The following is a 19,557-nucleotide window of genomic DNA, read 5'->3' on the forward strand; positions in this document are numbered from 1 at the left end:
CGCCCGGGCCGGTTCGCGGGTACCAACAGTGGGAACACTCCTGCGAGGAGGTGGGCCCCATGACCGAGCCGTCCCACAGCCACCGGCCCAGCACCGCCGCCGAGCGCGACAAGCCCTCGGTCCCGCCCATGCGCGACGCCGGTTCCGACACACCTGGCGGGTCGGTCGCTGGCGGCGTCACGTCCGGCGAGCCCGCGGCTGTCGCCGGCGGTCCCGCCATGCCCGGCGGCGGCGCCGTCGTCGACCCCCGCGCCACCGACCCCGCCCACACCGGCAAACCCGAGCCCGCCGCCGAACTCGCGCTGCTCAAGCGCACCCGCATCAGCGGCCTCTGGATCGGCGTCACCGTCGCCGCCGTCGTGCTGCTGCTCCTGCTCGTCTTCATCGTGCAGAACAACACCGACGCCACCATCTACTTCTTCGGCTGGTCCTTCGCCCTGCCCCTCGGCGTCGCCCTGCTCGCCGCCGCGATCTGCGGCGTGCTCCTGGTCGCCATCCCCGGCTACGGCCGCATCCTCCAACTCCGCCGCGCCGCCCGCCGCGCGGCCAAACGCCCCTAGCCCTTTTGTCGGTGCGGTTGTCGGTGGTCGCCGGGCGGCCCCGCGCCCAGGATCGGCTCATGGATCACCTGGGGATCGCCCGACTGGAGACCGAACGTTTCATCGCCGCCGCCACCCGTGTTCCACCCTCGGCGGCGGTGCCGGCCTGCCCCGGCTGGACGGTCGCGGAGCTGGTGGCGCACGTGGTGGGCCTGGCCCGCGGCGCCGGCTGGTACATCCGTACCGGCAGCCCGAGCCCGCCCACGCCGGCCCAGATCGCCGACTGGTTCGCGCCCTACGACCTCGACGAGCTGCGGCGCGTCGACGACGTCCTGGCCACGGCCCAACCCGGCCCGCGATGCTGGACGGTGTGGCCGAGCGCGTCGCCGCTGGAGTTCTGGTCGCGCCGGCACGCCCACGAGCTGACGATCCACCGGGTCGACCTGGAGCTGGCGGCGGGTCTGCCCGTCACCGAGCCGGACGAGGCGTTCGCGGCCGACGGGATCGACGAGCTGGCGACGTACCTGCGTCGCGTCCGCGGGCTGGACGTCTGGCCGACCGATGACGGCGTGCGCTTCGAGGGCCGGCTGATCGCCGGGCCGCCGGCGACCCTCTATCTCCAGCTGTGGAACCGGATCCCGGGCGCGCCGGCCTCGTGGCGTGACCGGGCGAAGTGGACGTTCGGCTGATCAGAGTTGCTGGAGCAGACCGAGATCGTCGCGGACCGCCCAGTGTTCGGTGAACTTGCCGTCGGCCAACCGGAACACGTGCACCGCCGGCCACGTCACCGCCCGACCACCGGCTTTCCGGCGCGAGGCCAGCTGAGGGAACGTGTTGCCGACGTGCCGTCCGCTGACCGTCCACCAGGCCAGCACCAGATCCTGGTCGACGCCGACCGCGTGCAGGTCGATGGCCAGGTCGGCGAAGGTGGTGGCGAGCCATCCTCGGACGGTGCGGTAGATGCCGGGGCCGCGCAGGCCGCTCACGTGGTCGTGGTGGTCGTCGGCCAGCAGCGACTCCTCGCCGGTCAGGTAGTACCGGATCAGCTTCCGCACTTCGTCCATGCCCGTCACGCTGCCCGGTGGCGGGCGGCCGAACCACCGACAACCGCCCCGACAAACCGCTACCGTGCCGGCATGGACCTGGCCGGCCTGCTGCGCGCGCACCGCGTCCGCACCGGCCTCACCCAGGAGGAACTGGCCGAACGTGCCGGTCTGAGCGTGGACGCCATCGGCCTGATCGAGCGGGGCGAGCGGCGCCGGCCGCAACGCCACACCGTCGACCAGCTCGTGACGGCGCTCGGCCTGGCCGGTGATGACGCCGGGACGTTCCGGCAGATCGCCCGTGGACGGCCGGCGTTCCCGTTGCCGACGCCACCGACGCCGTTGCTCGGCCGGGACCGCGAGCTGGCGGAGATCGAGCAGCTGCTGTCCGAGGCCCGGCTGGTCACCCTGACCGGACCCGGGGGAGTGGGCAAGACCCGGCTCGCGCTGGCGGTGGCGGCCCGGTTCGGGGCCGCCTTCGTCTCGCTGGCCGAGCTGTCCGAACCGGCTCAGGTGGCCTCCGAGGTGGAACGGGTACGCCGGCATCGGCCCGGGCTGCTCGTGCTGGACAACTTCGAGCATCTGCTGGCAGCCCGGTGCGTCGTGCCGGATCTCCTGGGCGAGACCAAGGTTCTGGTCACCAGCCGCACCCCCCTCAACCTGACCGGCGAGCACCGCTATGAAGTCGCCTGCCTACCGGCGTCGACCGCCGTCGCGCTGTTCGAGCAACGGGCCCGTGCGGTCGTGCCCGGCTTCACCACGGACGCCGCTGTCGGGCCGATCTGCCATCGCTTGGACGGCCTGCCGTTGGCCATCGAGCTGGCCGCGCCGTGGCTGCGGGTCTTGCCGCCGCACGAGCTGCTGGACCGCTGCCACGCCCTGCTCACCGGTGGACCCCACGACAGCCCGCCCCGGCAGCGCACGTTGGCGGCGACGCTTCGGTGGAGCTACGAGCTGCTCGACCCGAGGCAACGCGAGCTGTTCGCCACCCTCGCCGTTTTCGCCGGCGGTTTCACCGAACGGGCGGCCGCCGCCGTGTGCGACGCGACCCTGGCCGAGCTGACCTCGTTGGCGGACATGAGTCTGCTGACAGTGTCCGCCGGTCGGTTCGACATGCTGGAGACCGTCCGCGACTTCGCGACCCGGCTCGGGCGCACCGCACCGGACCGGCATGCCGGCTACTACCGTGAGCTCGTCGACGGCGTCGAGCTGGTCGGTCCCGACGAGCTGGCGCACCGGGAGCTGCTGGACCGCGAGCGGGCGAACATCCACCGGGCTCTCGGTCACGTCGTCGAGCAGAAGGATGCCGCCGCCTGCATGGCTTTCGGCCGTCGACTGTGGCGGTATCGACCGCTGAACCGGTGGCTGCCGCGGATGATCGACGTGGTCGGACACGATCCCGAGCTGTGCCTCTGGGCCGGCATGGTCGCCCGTGCTCATGGTGACCACGACACCGCCAAGAACCTGTTCCGGGCGTGCATGACCAGGTGCGACTCGACCCTGTCGGCAACCAGGGTGGCGGCCGAGCACAACCTCGGCGTCACGTATTACGAGGAAGGCGACTACGCGCGGGCCGCCGAGTTGGAACGCCGGACGCTGGTTCAGGCGCGGGCCAGCAACAGCGGCTACGGCGTGCCTTTCGGGCTGGTGTCGCTCGGCGACGTCGAGTGCGCACGGGGCGACCTCGACGCCGCCGCTGCCTGCTACGAGGAAGGCCTGGGCCTGTTCCGCCGGATCAGCCACAACGCCGGCATGGCCCACGCCCTGACCGGCCTGGGCCGGGTCGCCCTCCGCCGGGGAGCCGACGCGGAGGCCGCCGCCCGGTTCCGTGAAGGCATTGCCACGCAAGGTGATCCGCGGTTCGTCATCGAATGTGTCGAATCGCTGGCTGACCTCGTCGACCCCGCGGAGGCGACGGCCCTACGAGTCGAGGCCGCCGCCCTCCGTGAGGATCACGACGCGTTCTAGGTCAGATGAAGCTCCACCACTGGCTGGACAGCTGGAGGTTGCAGCCGGTGATGCCGACCTTGGTGCCGGGGGCGTTGGACCGGATGTCCATGCACAGGTCGTTGTAGTTCTGGATCGCCAGGCCGACCTGGGACCACCGCTGGCTGGTCAGGTTGGAGTTGCAGCCGGTGATGCCCACCAGCGTGCCGGGGGCGTTGGAGCCGATGTCCATGCACAGGTTGTTGTAGTTCTTGATCGAGTCGCCGACGAGGTACCACCACTGGCTGGTCAGGTTGGCGTTGCAGGCGGTGATGCCGATGATCGTGCCGGGCGCGTTGGAGCCGATGTCGATGCACAACCCGTTGTGGTTCTGGATCAGCTGACCCCGCAGCGGCGCCGCCTGGGCGGTGCCGGCGGTGAACGCCGTCAGCGCCAGCGCGATCCCGGCGGCCAGAACTTTCCATCCACGCATGCCGAAGCCTCTCGTCGAGTATCCGAGAGCGCAGGTCTAGCTGATGCGCGTTGTTCAGTGTCGGTGGCCGCCGCTCTACAGCCTTTCCCTGAACACGCCGGACGCGCCTCCCGGGTGGAAGGCGCGTCCGGCGGGAACCGCACGTCAGCCGCGGGGGAGCACCTCGGGCAGCACGGTGGTGAGCTGCCGCCAGTCGGTGCCGACGACGCTGGCCCCCTTGCCGGCCATCAGGGCGACCCGGTCCTGGGCCTGCTGCACGGTCGGGTTGACGTCGTCGATGGCCGGCTTGACGTTCTCGGCGTCGGTCATGATCAGGTAGTAGTGGTTGGCGACGTAGAACGAGGTGTCGATGCCGCCGTCGATGTAGGCGCTGGCGTCGCCGTCGAAGACGACGAACCAGGGCCGCAGGGTGGTGTCGGCGTAGCGGGTGCGCGGGTCGCCGGCGGCGGCGTTGTGCACGGCCGGGAAGATCTGCGCCTGGGCCAGGTTGCCGCTGGCGGCCAGCCCCTTGAGGTACTGCGCGTACTCGACGTCGGTCCACAGGTGGTCGGTCGGGTTCTGCTCCTCGACCGTGCCCGGGATGATCTCCACCAGCACCTTGCCGGTCATCGCGGCCCGGGTCGGCCAGTTGTTGGCCTTGGCGGCGTCGTCGAGCGTCGGGTACGAGCCGAGCAGGTCGACGGGCCGGAACACCCGGCTGCCCAGGCTGGTCTGCACGTAGCTGTCGAGGCTGGCCGGGCCCATGCCGATGGTCTGGTCGAAGCCGGCCTTGAGCTCGATCTTCACGGTCAGCGGCCCGGCGGTCGGGTGCTGGCCCAGCCACACGTTGATGTCGTCCAGGCAGTCGTTGAGGTTCTGGTTGCGCGTGCCGGTGTATAGGTTCGCCGTGGGCGTCTTGGCCTGCACGCAGTTGTTGTCGCTGCCGATCGGGTTGCTGTGGCTGACGTTCCACTTGTGCGTGAAGACGTTGAACCAGGCGTCCAGCTCGACCAGGTTGGCCCCGGCGTCCAGCGACTGGGCCAGGTACTGGTAGGCGGCCGTGTCATAGGTGTTGTGGATGCCCACGGTGGTGGCCTCGGACAGCCGCAGCGATCCCGTGCCGTCGGCCGTCGCGGTCCCGGCGGTCAGTCCCAGCAGCGCCAGCACCGCCACCGCCACCTTGCTCACCCGCATAGCGATCTCCTCAGTCCTCATGTGATCACCGGGGTGTGGCGGCACCCGGCATGGACCCTACGGGCGGGTAGGCACGCGGCGACAGTCTCCACCGATAACCGCAGTGTCACGGTAGCCAGATGGATGAACGCCGTTAACCACGCGGCCTCCTCGGCTGTCCCTGATGCCGTTTGCGGTGCATTTGCCCAGGTCGGGGCGGCATGTGAGCGGGGCCGCATCCCGAGTTGGTTGCACTCCCGATAGTAGGAAGGCAAAGTATTTGGAGAGGCCACCCCTGAGGAGTCGACCGTGAGCGAGCTTGCGAGCGAACCATTCAACGCAGAGCGTCCGCGAGCGCGGACGGCGAGCGCCAGCGAGACGCCCGCAGCGAACGGAAGCGTTGCTCTCCACACGCCGAGCAACCCGGTCCGGTTCATCACCGCCGCCAGCCTGTTCGACGGGCACGACGCCGCGATCAACATCATGCGGCGCATCCTGCAGTCGCAGGGGGCCGAGGTGATCCACCTGGGCCACAACCGGTCCGTGGACGAGGTCGTCACGGCCGCGATCCAGGAGGACGCCCAGGGCGTGGCCATCAGCGCCTACCAGGGCGGCCACGTGGAGTACTTCACCTATCTGGTGCAGCTGCTCAACGAGCGCGGCGCGGGGCACGTCAAGGTCTACGGCGGCGGGGGCGGCGTGATCGTGCCGCGTGAGATCGAGCTGCTGCACTCCCGGGGCGTGGCGCGGATCTTCTCCCCGGCCGACGGCCAGCACATGGGCCTGGCCCAGATGATCAACACCATGGTCGAGGCCTGCGACTACGACCTGTCCACGCAGGTGCCGAGCAGCTGGGACGGCCTGTTCACGGGCGCGCAGGACGTGCTGTCCCGGGCCATCACGGTGATCGAGGCCGGCAACCTGCCCGCGGAGTTGCGGTCGGCCATGACCGACGCGGTCGGCGACCGGCACGTGCCGGTCCTGGGCATCACCGGCACCGGCGGCTCCGGCAAGTCCTCGCTGACCGACGAGCTGGTCCGCCGATTCCGCATGGACCAGCAGGACAAACTGCACATCGCGGTGCTGGCCGTTGACCCGACCCGCCGCCGCGGCGGCGGCGCGCTGCTGGGCGACCGGATCCGGATGAACTGCCTCGACCGCGAGCGGGTGTTCTTCCGGTCCATGGCCACCCGCCGGGCCGGGGCCGAGGTGCCCGACGGCCTGGCCGACGCCATCCTGGCCTGCAAGGCCGCCGGCGCGGACCTGATCGTCGTGGAGACGCCCGGCATCGGCCAGGGCGACGCCGCGATCGTGCCCTTCGTCGACCACTCGCTGTACGTGATGACGCCGGAGTTCGGCGCCGCGTCGCAGCTGGAGAAGATCGACATGCTGGACTTCGCCGACGCGGTGGCGATCAACAAGTTCGAGCGCCGCGGCGCCGAGGACGCCCGCCGGGACGTGGCCCGCCAGCTGGTGCGCAACCGCGAGGCCTTCGGCGCCACCTGGCAGGACATGCCGGTCTACGGCACCAGCGCCGCCACCTTCAACGACGACGGCGTCACCGCGCTGTACCAGCACCTGGTCACCTCGCTCGGGTTCGAGCACGGTGTTCTGCCGGTGGTGGAAGGCAAGACGTCCACCTCGGCGTCGACCATCGTGCCGGCCGCGCGGGCCCGCTACCTCTCCGACATCGCCGACACCGTTCGCGCGTACCACAAGCGGACCGACGAGCAGGTCGAGGCCGTCCGCAAGCACGCGCATCTGGTGGCCGCGCAGAAGGCCCTGGACGCCGCTGACAAGTCCACTTCGGACATCGCCGAGCTGGTCGACGCCAGCGAGCGCGAGGTGGACCGGGACAGCGCCGACCTGCTGGCCGACTGGCCACGCACGGTCGAGCAGTACTCCGGCGACGAGCTGGTGTTCACCGTACGGGACAAGGAGATCCGCACCGCGCTGACCCGGGAGACCCTGTCCGGCAACAAGGTCCGCCGGGTCAGCCTGCCCCGGTTCGACGACGAGGGCACCCTGCTGCGCTGGCTGCGCAACGAGAACCTGCCCGGCCGGTTCCCTTACACCGCCGGTGTTTTCCCGTTCAAGCGGGACGGCGAGGACCCGGCCCGCATGTTCGCCGGCGAGGGCGACGCGTTCCGCACCAACAAGCGGTTCAAGCTGCTGTCCGAGGGCTCGGCCGCGACCCGGCTGTCCACCGCGTTCGACTCGGTGACGCTGTACGGGCGCGACCCCGACACCCCGCCGGACGTCTACGGCAAGATCGGCACCTCCGGCGTCTCGATCGCGTCGCTGGAGGACATGAAGGCCCTCTACGCCGGCTTCGACCTCACCTCCCCGACCACCTCGGTGTCGATGACGATCAACGGCCCGGCGCCGACGATCCTGGCCTACTTCCTCAACACCGCCATCGACCAGCGCGTCGACGCCTTCCGTGCCGAGCACGGGCGGGAGCCCTCGCCCGCCGAGCACGACGAGCTGCGGGCGTGGGCGCTGGCCAACGTGCGGGGCACCGTGCAGGCCGACATCCTCAAGGAGGACCAGGGCCAGAACACCTGCATCTTCTCCACCGAGTTCAGCCTGCGCATGATGGCCGACATCCAGGAATGGTTCATCGCCAACAGGGTGCGCAACTTCTACTCGGTGTCGATCTCCGGCTACCACATCGCCGAGGCCGGGGCCAACCCGATCAGCCAGCTGGCCTTCACCCTGGCCAACGGCTTCACCTACGTGGAGTCCTACCTGGCCCGGGGCATGGACATCGACGACTTCGCGGCCAACCTGTCGTTCTTCTTCTCCAACGGCATGGACGCCGAGTACAGCGTCATCGGCCGGGTCGCCCGGCGGATCTGGGCCGTGGCCATGCGGGACCGCTACGGCGCCAACGACCGTTCGCAGAAGTTCAAGTACCACGTGCAGACCTCGGGTCGTTCGCTGCACGCGCAGGAGATGAACTTCAACGACATCCGCACCACCCTCCAGGCCCTGTGCGCCTTGTATGACAACTGCAACAGCCTGCACACCAACGCCTACGACGAGGCCGTCACCACTCCCACCGAGAGCTCCGTGCGCCGGGCCATGGCCATCCAGCTCATCATCAACAAGGAGTGGGGCCTGTCGATGAACGAGAACCCGTTGCAGGGCTCGTTTGTCATCGACGAGCTGACCGACCTGGTCGAGGAGGCCGTGCTGGCCGAGTTCGACCGCATCTCCGAGCGCGGCGGCGTGCTCGGCGCCATGGAGACCGGCTACCAGCGGGGCCGCATCCAGGACGAGTCGATGCTGTACGAGCAGCGCAAGCACAACGGCTCGCTGCCCCTGATCGGCGTCAACACCTTCCTTGCCCCGCAAGCCGACGAGGGCCCGGTGGAGATCGAGCTGGCCCGCGCCACCGAGCAGGAGAAGGAGTCCCAGGTCTCGCGCACCCTCGACTTCCAGCAGCGCCACCGCTCCGACGCCGCCGACGCCCTGGCCCGCCTGCGCTCCGCCGCCACCACCGGCGAGAACGTCTTCGCGGTCCTCATGGACGCCGCCCGGGTCTGCACCCTCGGCCAGATCACCGAGGCCTTCTTCGAGGTCGGCGGCCAGTACCGCCGCAACATCTGAGTTTGGGTCACATGCGCTTGCGTCACGGCAAGCGCGTGTGGCACCAAGGGCCGGCTCAGAGCGGCTGGGAGAGGGCGGCCTTGAGCTGACGGGCGCGTTCGTCGACCAGGACCTCGACCTGGTTGTCCCGCAACGCCTTCAGTGTGGCTTCGGCCACCTCGGCGGCGGACACCTTGGGGCCGTCGGCCCAGGCGGCGCCGTCGGTGTCGACGAAGCCGACGTGCACGCCGACGACGAGGGTTCCCTGTTCCCGCAAGCCATCCCGCAGCGCCTGGGTGAGCGACCACTGGGCGGCCTTGGACGCGGAGTAGCCGGGCGTCAGCGCCGAGCCGCGCCACGAGGCCACGGACAGCATGGTGACCAGCGCGCCGCCGCCGTTGCGGGCCAGGACCGGGGCGAAGGCCCGGGAGACCGCCCAGGTGCCGAAGAAGTTGGCCTCCATGACCTGCCGCGCCACGTCGAGGTCGCCGGCCAGCAGGTTGCCCCGGTCACCCAGAATCCCGGCGTTGTTGACGACGATGTCCACGTCGCCGGCCGCCGCCGCGGCGACGGCGATGTGGTCGGGATTGGTGACGTCCAGCTGTAGCGGCACCAGATCCGGGTCCGTGACCGTCGCCGGATCCCGCACCCCGGCGTACACCTTGGCCGCCCCCTGCTCCAGCAGCGCCCGCGCGAACGCCCGCCCGATGCCCCGGCTCGCGCCCGTGACCAGCGCGACTGCTCCCTTGATGTCCATGGCCGTCACAGTACCCACCTGGATACAATTTTGCTACCCAGGCGCACCCCCTCCGCCGACGCCCTGGCCAGGCTGCTCTAGCCCCGGTCAGGCCGTCGGCGGCGGAGGTTGCTGTGTGTCACTATGTGGGTGCCGAAAAAACGACAAAGGTTGGGCGGCGTTCGTGGCGGCCATGGCGGACGAGGAGAATAGGTAGTGTCGACCGAAGCCGGTAATATTCCAGTGCTTAGTATAGGTATTGTCGTTGACGGCACGGCCTCGGGAAATGCTTGGGACAAGGCTGCAATAGCTCTAACGGGTAAGGTTCGTGAAGTTTTGGGTGATGACGAGTCGCCTTTGAGGCTGAATGTGGTTTTTCATATAGCGGGCGACTGGGTTGCGCCTAAATTTGTGGGTGTGCGAACGGGAAGTTACTCTAGCGACGAAGCGCTCTTGGTGGTACAGGCTGCCGTACCGAAAGAGGTGAGCGCGGATCTGAACCGTGACCTTTTCAAACTGCTCGAGATGTCGGTTGACCGTGCAGAATCGTACGCAAAGAGGAAGAAGATTTCAGGCTCCCTCCCTGGGTTGCGAAACGTAGTCGACCGTTTGCGCGGGGAATGGATGTAGCTGACCGATTATGCGCGTGGAAGGTGGACTGCTAACCGTAGTACCGCGCCAAAAGTCGATGCGCAGGCTGTGACCAGGTGTTTTGGCAGTCAGGTCAGGCGGTACGCCGGTACTCGTTGATCACGCCGCCGAGGACCTTCCGGCGCGTGATCGGAGCTTCCAGGGGGATGACGACCGCCGGATCATGGTTCGGTGGCCGCTGATCGAGGCTCTGATGTGGTCGGTGGTCGTTGAAGTGCCGCGCGTACTCGCCCAGGATGGCGACGGCGTGGCGCTCGTTGTAGATCAGCATCCGATCGGTGCACTCCGCTCGGACGCTGCGTACGAACCTCTCGGCGTAGCAGTTCGCTTGAGGTGTCCGTGGCGGGATCTTGACGGGCTCGATCCCTTCACCGACGAATACAGCGTCGAATCCTGTAGTGAACTTCGTGTCTCGGTCGCGGATGAGAAACCGGAACGAGGCGACCCGCTCGCCCAGCCCCTCCAGCAGGTTGCGCGCCTGCTGGGTGACCCATGATGCGGTCGGATTGGCCGTGACACCGAGGATATGCACTCTGGGGGTTCGGACCTCCAGCACGAACAGGACGTAGAGCCTGCGTAACCCGGTGGTGTCGATGTGGAAGAAGTCGCAGGCCAGCAAGCCCGAGGCTTGATTGCGCAGGAATGCCCGCCACGTCGTGTCCACGCCTCGTGGTGGCGGGCCTGTTCGGTCACGGGTCAGGATCCGACGGACTGCCACGGCGCCAACCTGATGACCAAGTCGAGCCAGTTCCCCAGGATCCGCCGGTGCCCGCAGGTCGGATTCTCGCGCGCCAGACGCGTCACCAGCTCACGGATCTCCTCGGCGATCGGCGGGCGACCTGTCCGGTGCGGAAACGTCCACTTCTTGCGAACCAGGCGGCGGTGCCAGGCTCGTCGTTGAGGTCATCGCGCCACTGGACCAGTGGTCCCGGAAATAGGCCCGCCGCTAAGCGGGGGCGTCACACCGGGAGCTCCTGGAGCTGGGTTGGGGGATCCAGATGGCAAAACCCACGTTGACGGCGTAGTGCCGATCTTGCTTCTGCCGGCGATCACATACGTGTCGGCTGTACACCTCGGCGGTTCGTCTCGGCTTCCTCAACGTCGTTGACGGTGATCTTTCCTCGCGTTGGTTCCTCCGTGGACGTCATGTCGAAACCCTCAGGTGAGGATGAGTCGACCGAGGCGTCGAATCGCGATGCGGAGGCCGATGACGCCGATGATCGCGAGGAACAGGACGTCGACGACGGACAGGGCGACACCTGGTGCGCCGGTGTTCAGGCCGCGGAGCAGGTCGGTGCCGCGGGTGAGCGGGCTGAGCTCGGTCAGCCAGCGGATCGCGGTGGGGTACCGGTCGACGGGCAGGAATGTGCCCGAGAAGAGGAAGATCACCGTCTGGACGAGGTAGACGTTCTCGATGTCCTGCCAACTTCGCAGGAAGGTGGTGACCGCACAGCCGATGGCGGCGAAACAGAAGGTGATCAACAACGCGGCGGGCAACATCGACAGGGCCCAGGGCAGGGGTGTCAGACCGAATGCGGTGGTGATGACCAGCATGGCTGCCGTGTAGATGCATCCGCGGACCATCGCCCACGACACCTCGCCGACCGCGATGTCACGCGGGCTCAGCGAGGTGGTGAGCATCGTGTCGTAGATGCGCTCGTAGCGGAGTTTGTGCAACACCGAGAACGTCGTGTCGTAGATCGCCCCGTTCATCGCCGCGGTCGCGACCAGCGCCGGCGCAACGAAGACGGCGTACGGCAGGGCCTGGTTGCCGACCTGAACCGAGCCGACCAATCCGCCGATGCCGTAACCGATGCTGAGCAGGTACAGAAACGGCTCGACCAAGCCGGCGACCAACACCGGCCAGACATGGCGGTATACCAGCGCATTGCGTTCGACGAGCCGCAACCAGCGCGTGCTGAGGAGCATCATGGCACCAACCGCCTTTGGAAGGCGTGCCTCGCCAGAAGAAACCCGCCGACCAGATAGGCGACCAGCACGGCGAGGTGCCCGAGGCTCGGAATGAGCATCGACGTGCCGGCGGCCAGTTCCCTGGCGAGCATGACGCCATGGGGGAGCGGTGTCAGGTCGAAAACCACGCGTACGAACGACGGCAACCGATCGAACGGAAAGAACACACCGCCGAACAGCAACAGCGGCACGATCACGACCCGCGACACGACGTCATAGGTGTATCCGTTGGGAGACAGCGCGGCGATGGTCGCGAACACAGCGGCAACGGACAGTCCGGTCAGGACGGCGACCGGCAGAGTGAGCACACTCCACCAAGACGACGTCGCGCCGAGCGCGGCCATGGCGGCGAGGAACACGGATGAGGTCGCGGTCAGGCGCAGGCCGATCCAGAGGAGTTCGCCGAGCAACACATCGGGGACCCGCAACGGTGAATGCAGCATGGACTCGTACACGGGGTCCCATCGGATGCGCCCGAGGATCGGCCCGAAGCCCGCGAGCGCGCCGGTCTGCATCGCGACACCGACCATCAGCCCCGGCGCCAGGAAATTCAAGTAGGACAAGCCGTCCACCCCGCCCCGCTGATCGATCAGTTGACCGACACCGGCGCCGAGGGCGATCAGGAACAACAGCGGGCCGACCACGGAACTCAGGTAGGAGCGCCAGATATGCCGAAATGTGTGAAGGTTGTGCTGGACGACGCGGATGGCGGGCAGTGTCACGGTCACCTCACCAGCTCTCGCCCGGTCAGGCGCAGGAACACGTCCTCCAGGTTTCCCCTTCGTACCACGGTGTTCTCCGGTCGATAGCCGCGGCTCGCCACGTGGGCGCACAGTGCGTCGCCGTCATCGGTGTAGAGCAGCACGCGGTCCGGCAGCTGCTCCGTCCAGTCGGTCAGGCCGGTGAACTGGCCGTCGATGTTCGGCCGCTGGCCTACTGGAAACCGCAGCTCCACGACTTCGCGGGTGCAGTGCTCGCGGATCAGTGCGGCCGGGGAGTCCTCGGCGATGATCCGACCGCCGTCCATGATCACGATGCGATCGCACAGCTGTTCGGCCTCGTCCATGTAGTGCGTGGTCAGCAGCAGCGTCACGCCACGTTGCTTGAGTGCGTAGAGGCGGTCCCAGATCAGGTGCCGAGCCTGTGGATCCAGCCCGGTCGTCGGCTCGTCGAGGATGATCACGTCCGGCTCATTGATCAGCGCGCGAGCGATCACCAGCCGGCGTTTCATACCCCCGGACAGGCCGTCGACCCCTTCGTCCATGCGGTCCGCCAGCCGTACGAAGTCGAGCAGCTCCCTGGCCCGATCTTTGGCCGCCCGCCAGGGAATGTCGAAGTACCTGGCGTAGATGATCAGGTTCTCCAACACGGTCAGCTCGCGGTCGAGTGCGTCACGCTGTGGCACGACGCCCAGCCGCGCCCGGATCGCCGGGCCGTCGGTGTCGGGATCGAGGCCGAGCATGCGCAGCGAACCGCCGCTGCGCGGCGAGACGCACGAGATCATGCGCATCGTGGTGGTCTTGCCGGCACCGTTCGGGCCGAGGAACCCGAAGGCCTCACCGGACTGTACGGCGAAGCCGATCCCGTCGACCGCGACCCGGCGACCGAACCGCTTGCACAGTCCGGTCGCCGCGATCAGCGCCCGCACATCGTCAGAGGTCAACGACGGGCTCCCTGTCAAGTCGAACTTTGCCTACGTATTCGTAGAGCTCCACCGGTGAGAAAGGTTGCATGAAGGGGCCGGCGCGAACGTCTCGGTACAACCGGGACAGCGGATTCGCCGACAGGTAGCCGGAACCGCCTGACGCCGTCAGTGCGATATCCACAGCGCCGATCGCGTTCTGCTCCACGATTGCCTTGGCGCACTGGTACTCCGCCATCAACTCGTGTGCGTCCGCGAGAGACGCATCGGTGTCGGTATGCGTGTCAAGATAATCGTCCCACAGGCGGCTCACACGCTGCAACACGGACCGGCACACCAACAGCCGGGCCTCGATGCGGGCGAACAGCGTCTGGATCGCATGACGATCGGCCAACAGGCGGTCGCTCGGCGCCTTGCGACGCTTGATGAGCGAGCGTCGGATCTGGTCGCGGGCCTCCTCGGCAATGCCGAGGTACGTGGACAGCAACGTGAGATTGCCGGCGGCTGAGTGCACGAGTTCCGCCGAACTCCAGTCGCCCCAGTCGCCGCGGACGCTCACCAGTTCGTCCGGCACCGGACAGTCGCGCATGCACAGGCCGTGGCTGCCGGAAGCGCGCATGCCCATAGCGTCCCAGTTCTCCACGATCTCCAACCCCGGGGTGTCACGCGCGAGCCAAACCCTCGCGCCGGCCCACGACCCGTCCGTGCGGCGGGTGCGGCAGAATACGTGGAATGCGGTGGCGGCAGGCGAGAGCGTGGCGAAGATCTTGTTGCCGTTCAGCCGCCAACCCTGCTCGGTGCGGGTCAACTCGCTGAGTGGGAATCGGGTGTGCGTACCCGCTTCGGTGCCCGCGCCACAGAGGACCAGCTGGCCCTCGGCGATCAACCGGAGGTAGGCATCGGTCGCGGCGGGGTCGGCTTCGGGCTGGCGCCGAGCCCTGCTGATCGACCAGCTGGGCCCGAAGTGCATGGACAGTGCGATCGCGGTGGACGCGTCGCCCCCGGCGATCCGGCTCATGCCGGTGACCATGTCCTCGATCGACGTGATGCCGAGGCCGCCCAGTTCTGCCGGCACGACGGCGGCGAGCACGCCGCTTTCCCGCATCGCCGCGAAGTTCTCGTGTGGGAAGGACGCTTCCCGGTCATGCTGGTCCGCACGGGTGCGGAAATCATCTGCGTGCTCCTCACATCGTGAGACGAACTTCGCGCCGGCGTCGGTGCGCGCCGTCAGGGTGAGTTCCGGGCCGTTCATGGCGATCATCTCCCTGCTCTCGTCACGCCCGCGCGGTGGAGGTGGTGGTCAGCTCGGCGCGGCCGGTGTGTTCGGGCGGCGGCAGGAAACCGACGTCCACCAGGTAACCGAGTTGCAGGTGGACAAGTCGTTCGTCGAGTGGGGCGCACGTGATACCGGTCCCCTCCAGCGCCGCGAGCGAACGGGTGCAGTCGATCGAGGGGTGGCGGGCTCCCTCGGGCGCCGGGTGCTCCGGTATCAACGGCAGCACGGAGTAGGCCGCGCTGGCTGGCGGCAGAGTCCGGTTGAGACGGTCCCGCCACACCTCGTACGGCAGTTCGTCGAGGCGGTAGCCGAAAGACCTGATGCGCTCGTAGAGGTCCGGCAACGGCTCGCCTCGGGGATTGGCCAAGTGATAGGGCTTGCCGATGTTCTCGTCGTTCAGCGAGATGTGCACCAGAGCACTGCTGAAGAAGTCGACCGTGCTGATGTTGAGCGACTCCTCGTGAGAGGGCACGATTCCGGCCTCGAGGCAGCCGTGCAGCAATCGCAGCACGTAGTCGCTGGTATGGCAGACACCGGTCTGTGAGTGCGCCCCGATGAGCCACGGTCGATAGATGGACACCTGGAGGCCTTTGGCCTGTGCGGCGGCGACCGCGCGCTCCGCCGCCCATTTGCTTTGCACATAGCCGTGTGGGATCGGGCTGAGGGGCAGCGGATCGTCCTCCTTGACCCGCACCTCGCCGAGTTTCACCATCGCGTCGATGGCGGAAACGTAGTGCACGGGCTTCACGTGGTGGCGTACGGCCAGGCGGATGACTTCCTGTGTGCCACCGACGTTCGCGGCTTTGAGTGCCGCGTACGGGTAGACGAAGTTGACCTGGGCACCGGCGTGGTAGATGACGTCGATGTCCGAGGCGAGTCGGGAGAACGTCTGCTCCGACATGCCGAGCAGCGGCCGCGTCAGGTCGCCGGGCACCGGCCGGATCCGAGGTTGGTACTCGTCACGCCAGATTCCGAACCCGGTCAGGCCGTCACGGATGCGCTCGATGCCATGGGCATCGTCTTTCGCGCGTACCAGGCAATGCACGGTGTCGGCAGTGCGTCCCAGCAGTTCCGCCAGGATGAAGGCCCCGAGGAAACCGGTTGCTCCGGTCAGGAACAGGGTTCGTGGGGCGGGATGGGACTGGTCATCGGCCGGCATGGGCTCCTCCGGGTTCTGGTGCGGTGGGGACCTCGGTTGAGGGCTGGGCGGCTGGCGCCTCGGGTGGCTGCCGATCGGCCCAGGGCCTTGCTTGTTCGAGCTGTGAGGCCAGATGGAGCAGCGTGATCTCACCGGCCGGCGGCGCCATCAGGTGGACACCGATGGGGAGTCCGTCCGGTGACCAGTGCACCGGCACGGACATCGCTGGGTTGCCGGTGATGTTGGCGAGCTGGGTGAACGGCGCCCACCGCAGTGTCGTGCGGGCGATCCGGTCGACCAGGCCGCTGCGAACAGCTGTTCTGGTCAGGCCGAGCAGGTGCATGGTCCGACCCACAGCACGCATCCAAGTAGGTGGTTCGAGTGCGCCGAGTGGGACCGGTGGTGCTGCCGTCGTCGGCGTGAGTAGCAAGTCGTATCGGCGGTGGAAGCAGGTCATGGCCCTCGTGTGGTCGTGCCAGCGCCCGTGTGCGGCAACATAAGCCGGCGCGGGAATGGCACGCCCGATGGCCGCCGCAAGGATCGTGTCTATTTCCAGCCCGCGGACACTGCCCACGCGACGCCGTGTCTCCGCGACCGTGGCGGCGATCCGGGCGTACCAGACGGTGAGAAAGTCGGCGGCGAGTGCGTCCCCGTCGATGCCGGGATCTACTTGTTCGACGTCGTGTCCGAGGCCGGTGAGCAGCTCGGCCGCGCCGCGCACTGCTGTGACCACGGTCGGGTCGCACGGTTGGCCGCGGAATGACGTGTCGGTATAGCCGATCCGCTGACGCGGCAAGGTACCGTGCAGCGCTTCGAGATACGACTCGCGCGGCCGAACCAAGCAGTCCAGCATGGCGGCGGTGTCGCGCACGCTGCGCGAGATGACGCCGTGCGTGGTTGCGCCGTGTGCCAACTCGGCGTGGGCGGGGCCGGCCGGTACCAGGCCACGGCCGGGCTTCAGCCCGAACAGCCCACAACACGCTGCCGGGATACGAATCGAGCCGCCGCCGTCGCTGGCACCCGCGACCGGCACGATGCCGGCCGCGACCGCGGCGGCCGCGCCCCCGGACGAACCACCCGGAGTGCGATCCGGAGCCCAGGGATTGCGGGTCGGGCCGAACGCTGTGGGCTCGGTGGTCGCCTTGGCACCGAACTCGGGCGTGTTGGTCTTGCCGAACACAACGAGACCCGCGTCCAGCCAGCGTGTCACCACATCCGAGTGCTCGTCGGCGACATGATGTCGCCACGCCCCACTTCCCCGGGAGGTCGGCGTACCCGAGTAGTCCTGGTTGAGATCCTTGATCAAGAAGGGCACGCCGGCGAATGGCCCGCCCAGGGGCCCTGAGGCGCGTTCGCCGGCCGGTTCGGTGAGATAGCTGGTGATCGCGTTGATCGTCGGGTTGACGTCGCGTGCGCGCTGCATCGCGACGGCCAGCAGCTCTGCCGGTGAGACCTCGCCTGCTCGGACCAGCGCCGCCAATCCGAGTGCGTCGTGCTGTCGGTAGTCGCGATAGTCCATCGTGATCACGTGGTGTCCTTTCGCCGGAACACCAGGCCGGAGACCCGCAGCCAACGGACCGCGCCCGCGTCGCGGAGAAACCGGACCACCAGGTCAGCACCACCGACGTGGGCGACGCCCTCGTCCGGGCCGGTGAACAAGACCGGTGCGGTCGGCAAGCCCGGAGCCGAACTCAGCAGCACGCCGTCGGGCGCGTCGGCGACGGTGGCGTTGGCCAGTCCGTCGGTGTAGTCGCCGAGATATGGCAGTACGTCCGGTTTGGGCAAGAACGGTACGGAGGCCGCTTCTGGCCGCGCTGCGCCCAGAAACTGCTGCGTGACGAGGTCCTGCGCAATGCCGGCCAGAGGTGGGAATGACGTGGAGTTCAGCAGCACCGCGACCGCGAACCGGCGGGCGGGCACGACCGACAGCACGGCCAGGTACCCGTCGCTGTTGCCGGCATGGCCCACGTATTCCGTGCCATCGCAAAGGTGGTCGACGTTCCACCCGACCGCGATCCGCTCGGCGAAACCGACCGCTTCGGCCCGTGGCCGCCACATCTCGGTGACCGTATGCCTGCCGATCACAGTCGTGTCCAGCAGTGCGCGAGCGAAGAGCAGCAGGTCGGCCGCAGTGGTGACCAGGCCACCAGAGGGCGATCGTGCGCGTGATCGGCTCCACGGCTCGAACATGGCAGCCGGGTTGCCGGTGTGGCCGGCGGCCAGGCCGGAGGGTGGCGCGGCGTCGGTAGGGTAGTGCGTGTCGGTCATCCCGGCCGGTCTGAACACGAGTTCGTCCGCCGCGTCCTCGAACGACATGCCGGTGATGACCTCGATGATCCGGCCCGCCACGGTGAATCCGGTGTTGCTGTACGAGTAGAAGCGACCGGGCGGACTGATCTGGTCGGCATTGGCCAGATCGGCGACAGCCCTGGCGAGTGCGCCTGCGTCACATTCGTTCGGCGGCCGCCGTTCGTCCAGGTTGGGCGACCATCCAGCCCGATGCGTGACGAGGTGGTGCAAGGTGACGGCGCTGGTGGCGGCAGGATCGCGGACGGCGAAGTCCGGCAGGTAAGCGCGGACAGGCCGGTCGAGGTCGACTTCGTCCACTTCGGACAGTCGCATCAGGGCAGTCGCGACGACGGTCTTGCTCAGTGATGCCGCTCGGAACGGCGTGTCCGGTCGTATGGGACCTGGATGGCGTCCGCCTCGGTCACCCGACGCCCAGTAGTGTTCTGCATCGTGGGCGAGCGCACCGATGCTCGCGCCGGGAACGTCGTGCGCCGACATGAGTTCCTCGATGCGGCCACGGATCTGTCCGTCGGCATCGGTTCTCGCGGCGGTTTCCGTCATCTGCCCACCCCTTGCCTCGCCGGCGCCGAGCGACGCCGGACGGCGGAGTGAGAGGAGACCCGTATCGAGGAAATCCCTCGATACGGGGAATGTCAACTCGGCAATGGGCTGATCGAGTGAACATGTGCCGCACTCGATCAGTGTCTGCCGCCACGGATGGTGTCCATTGGATCGATCTTTAACCCGAACGGCGGAGTGACTTGATTGCGCGCTGTGGTGTGGGTCACGGCCTCGGTCTGTTCAAACTAGCCTGTTGCGGTGAACGCGGGCCGCCTCAAGAAGATCTTGACAATTAATGTCCCGATCTTGGCCGGGTTGACACCTTTGATCGGAGTCGTATGGTCATGGGAGGTTGACATGGGGGCAGACGCTTCGTGCCGGTAGCAATCGAGACACGGTACCGACATGACCTGAACGTGTTGCCAGTACTGGGGAAGGGCGCTGTGAGAGGAGGCCTTCCGCAGTCGGTGAGGCATGTCAATCACACGTTTCTGTAGCTGGTCGAACTGCTTCCTTGCAGCGTTTCCACGGCTGGCCCGCCTCATG

Annotated in this window: 17 protein-coding genes; 5 read left to right on the forward strand and 12 right to left on the reverse strand. The window is 67.9% G+C overall.

What is annotated here, in order from left to right; genetic code table 11:
- Window positions 1-59: 59 nt before the first annotated feature.
- Window positions 60-560 (forward strand): lipopolysaccharide assembly LapA domain-containing protein, encoded by a 501-nt coding sequence (locus ACIG5F_RS44540; RefSeq protein WP_396526308.1) that lies wholly within the window; start codon window positions 60-62, stop codon window positions 558-560.
- A gap of 59 nt (window positions 561-619) precedes the next feature.
- On the forward strand, window positions 620-1,228 hold the full coding sequence (locus tag ACIG5F_RS44545; RefSeq protein WP_396526309.1) for a maleylpyruvate isomerase family mycothiol-dependent enzyme: 609 nt from the start codon (window positions 620-622) through the stop codon (window positions 1,226-1,228).
- Here ACIG5F_RS44545 and ACIG5F_RS44550 read toward each other — a convergent pair whose 3' ends face one another.
- Entirely contained in the window at window positions 1,229-1,603 is a 375-nt protein-coding gene (locus ACIG5F_RS44550; RefSeq protein WP_396526310.1) for an ester cyclase, read from the reverse strand.
- A 72-nt stretch (window positions 1,604-1,675) separates the two neighbouring features.
- Between ACIG5F_RS44550 and ACIG5F_RS44555 the strand changes: the two genes are divergently transcribed.
- Window positions 1,676-3,550 (forward strand): ATP-binding protein, encoded by a 1,875-nt coding sequence (locus tag ACIG5F_RS44555; protein ID WP_396526311.1) that lies wholly within the window; start codon window positions 1,676-1,678, stop codon window positions 3,548-3,550.
- A 1-nt stretch (window position 3,551) separates the two neighbouring features.
- On the opposite strand, the gene ACIG5F_RS44560 is transcribed toward ACIG5F_RS44555, so the two are convergent.
- Both ACIG5F_RS44560 and ACIG5F_RS44565 read right to left on the reverse strand, forming a co-directional pair.
- Window positions 3,552-4,001, reverse strand: coding sequence for an RICIN domain-containing protein (locus ACIG5F_RS44560; RefSeq protein WP_396526312.1), 450 nt, complete (start codon window positions 3,999-4,001; stop codon window positions 3,552-3,554).
- Window positions 4,002-4,145: 144 nt separating this feature from the next.
- Window positions 4,146-5,174 (reverse strand): phosphatidylinositol-specific phospholipase C domain-containing protein, encoded by a 1,029-nt coding sequence (locus tag ACIG5F_RS44565; protein ID WP_396526313.1) that lies wholly within the window; start codon window positions 5,172-5,174, stop codon window positions 4,146-4,148.
- A gap of 414 nt (window positions 5,175-5,588) precedes the next feature.
- Between ACIG5F_RS44565 and icmF the strand changes: the two genes are divergently transcribed.
- Complete coding sequence (gene icmF / locus ACIG5F_RS44570; protein ID WP_396526349.1) at window positions 5,589-8,768, forward strand: fused isobutyryl-CoA mutase/GTPase IcmF; 3,180 nt, start codon at window positions 5,589-5,591, stop codon at window positions 8,766-8,768.
- A gap of 55 nt (window positions 8,769-8,823) precedes the next feature.
- Here icmF and ACIG5F_RS44575 read toward each other — a convergent pair whose 3' ends face one another.
- Window positions 8,824-9,504, reverse strand: a complete 681-nt coding sequence (locus ACIG5F_RS44575; protein ID WP_396526314.1) for an SDR family oxidoreductase — start codon at window positions 9,502-9,504, stop codon at window positions 8,824-8,826.
- 195 nt (window positions 9,505-9,699) lie between these two features.
- On the opposite strand from ACIG5F_RS44575, the gene ACIG5F_RS44580 reads away from it, so the two are divergent.
- The gene (locus tag ACIG5F_RS44580; RefSeq protein WP_396526315.1) at window positions 9,700-10,113 is read left to right on the forward strand and encodes a hypothetical protein; all 414 of its coding nucleotides are present in this window, start codon (window positions 9,700-9,702) and stop codon (window positions 10,111-10,113) included.
- A gap of 94 nt (window positions 10,114-10,207) precedes the next feature.
- On the opposite strand, the gene ACIG5F_RS44585 is transcribed toward ACIG5F_RS44580, so the two are convergent.
- The 8 genes from ACIG5F_RS44585 to ACIG5F_RS44620 all read right to left on the reverse strand — a co-directional run bounded on the left by ACIG5F_RS44585 (window position 10,208) and on the right by ACIG5F_RS44620 (window position 19,011).
- Window positions 10,208-10,798, reverse strand: a complete 591-nt coding sequence (locus tag ACIG5F_RS44585; RefSeq protein WP_396526316.1) for an integrase core domain-containing protein — start codon at window positions 10,796-10,798, stop codon at window positions 10,208-10,210.
- Window positions 10,799-11,292: 494 nt separating this feature from the next.
- The gene (locus ACIG5F_RS44590; protein WP_396526317.1) at window positions 11,293-12,063 is read right to left on the reverse strand and encodes an ABC transporter permease; all 771 of its coding nucleotides are present in this window, start codon (window positions 12,061-12,063) and stop codon (window positions 11,293-11,295) included.
- Window positions 12,063-12,833, reverse strand: a complete 771-nt coding sequence (locus tag ACIG5F_RS44595) for an ABC transporter permease (RefSeq protein ID WP_396526318.1) — start codon at window positions 12,831-12,833, stop codon at window positions 12,063-12,065. Before ACIG5F_RS44595 ends, ACIG5F_RS44590 begins: the two co-directional genes overlap by 1 nt.
- Window positions 12,830-13,768, reverse strand: a complete 939-nt coding sequence (locus ACIG5F_RS44600; protein WP_396526319.1) for an ABC transporter ATP-binding protein — start codon at window positions 13,766-13,768, stop codon at window positions 12,830-12,832. The genes ACIG5F_RS44595 and ACIG5F_RS44600 overlap by 4 nt, the downstream gene beginning before the upstream one ends.
- Window positions 13,758-15,008, reverse strand: a complete 1,251-nt coding sequence (locus ACIG5F_RS44605) for an acyl-CoA dehydrogenase family protein (RefSeq protein ID WP_396526320.1) — start codon at window positions 15,006-15,008, stop codon at window positions 13,758-13,760. The genes ACIG5F_RS44600 and ACIG5F_RS44605 overlap by 11 nt, the downstream gene beginning before the upstream one ends.
- Before the next feature lie 13 nt (window positions 15,009-15,021).
- On the reverse strand, window positions 15,022-16,182 hold the full coding sequence (locus ACIG5F_RS44610; protein ID WP_396526321.1) for a thioester reductase domain-containing protein: 1,161 nt from the start codon (window positions 16,180-16,182) through the stop codon (window positions 15,022-15,024).
- Window positions 16,169-17,680: an amidase gene (locus ACIG5F_RS44615; RefSeq protein ID WP_396526350.1), complete on the reverse strand. Its 1,512-nt coding sequence runs from the start codon at window positions 17,678-17,680 to the stop codon at window positions 16,169-16,171. Before ACIG5F_RS44615 ends, ACIG5F_RS44610 begins: the two co-directional genes overlap by 14 nt.
- A 5-nt stretch (window positions 17,681-17,685) precedes the next feature.
- The gene (locus ACIG5F_RS44620; RefSeq protein ID WP_396526322.1) at window positions 17,686-19,011 is read right to left on the reverse strand and encodes a serine hydrolase domain-containing protein; all 1,326 of its coding nucleotides are present in this window, start codon (window positions 19,009-19,011) and stop codon (window positions 17,686-17,688) included.
- Window positions 19,012-19,557 lie beyond the last annotated feature (546 nt).

Source organism: Kutzneria sp. NPDC052558, from assembly GCF_044547355.1.
In the GTDB taxonomy this organism is placed as follows: Bacteria; Actinomycetota; Actinomycetes; order Mycobacteriales; family Pseudonocardiaceae; genus Kutzneria.

Coding starts and splice junctions, on each gene's coding strand:
- ACIG5F_RS44550 (WP_396526310.1), bottom strand. CDS start 1,603: ATGGACGAAGTGCGGAAGCTGATCCGGTACTACCTGACCGGCGAGGAG.
- ACIG5F_RS44555 (WP_396526311.1), top strand. CDS start 1,676: ATGGACCTGGCCGGCCTGCTGCGCGCGCACCGCGTCCGCACCGGCCTC.
- ACIG5F_RS44620 (WP_396526322.1), bottom strand. CDS start 19,011: ATGACGGAAACCGCCGCGAGAACCGATGCCGACGGACAGATCCGTGGC.
- ACIG5F_RS44605 (WP_396526320.1), bottom strand. CDS start 15,008: ATGATCGCCATGAACGGCCCGGAACTCACCCTGACGGCGCGCACCGAC.
- ACIG5F_RS44590 (WP_396526317.1), bottom strand. CDS start 12,063: ATGCTCCTCAGCACGCGCTGGTTGCGGCTCGTCGAACGCAATGCGCTG.
- ACIG5F_RS44565 (WP_396526313.1), bottom strand. CDS start 5,174: ATGCGGGTGAGCAAGGTGGCGGTGGCGGTGCTGGCGCTGCTGGGACTG.
- ACIG5F_RS44545 (WP_396526309.1), top strand. CDS start 620: ATGGATCACCTGGGGATCGCCCGACTGGAGACCGAACGTTTCATCGCC.
- ACIG5F_RS44610 (WP_396526321.1), bottom strand. CDS start 16,182: ATGCCGGCCGATGACCAGTCCCATCCCGCCCCACGAACCCTGTTCCTG.
- ACIG5F_RS44575 (WP_396526314.1), bottom strand. CDS start 9,504: ATGGACATCAAGGGAGCAGTCGCGCTGGTCACGGGCGCGAGCCGGGGC.
- ACIG5F_RS44560 (WP_396526312.1), bottom strand. CDS start 4,001: ATGCGTGGATGGAAAGTTCTGGCCGCCGGGATCGCGCTGGCGCTGACG.
- ACIG5F_RS44615 (WP_396526350.1), bottom strand. CDS start 17,680: ATGGACTATCGCGACTACCGACAGCACGACGCACTCGGATTGGCGGCG.
- ACIG5F_RS44540 (WP_396526308.1), top strand. CDS start 60: ATGACCGAGCCGTCCCACAGCCACCGGCCCAGCACCGCCGCCGAGCGC.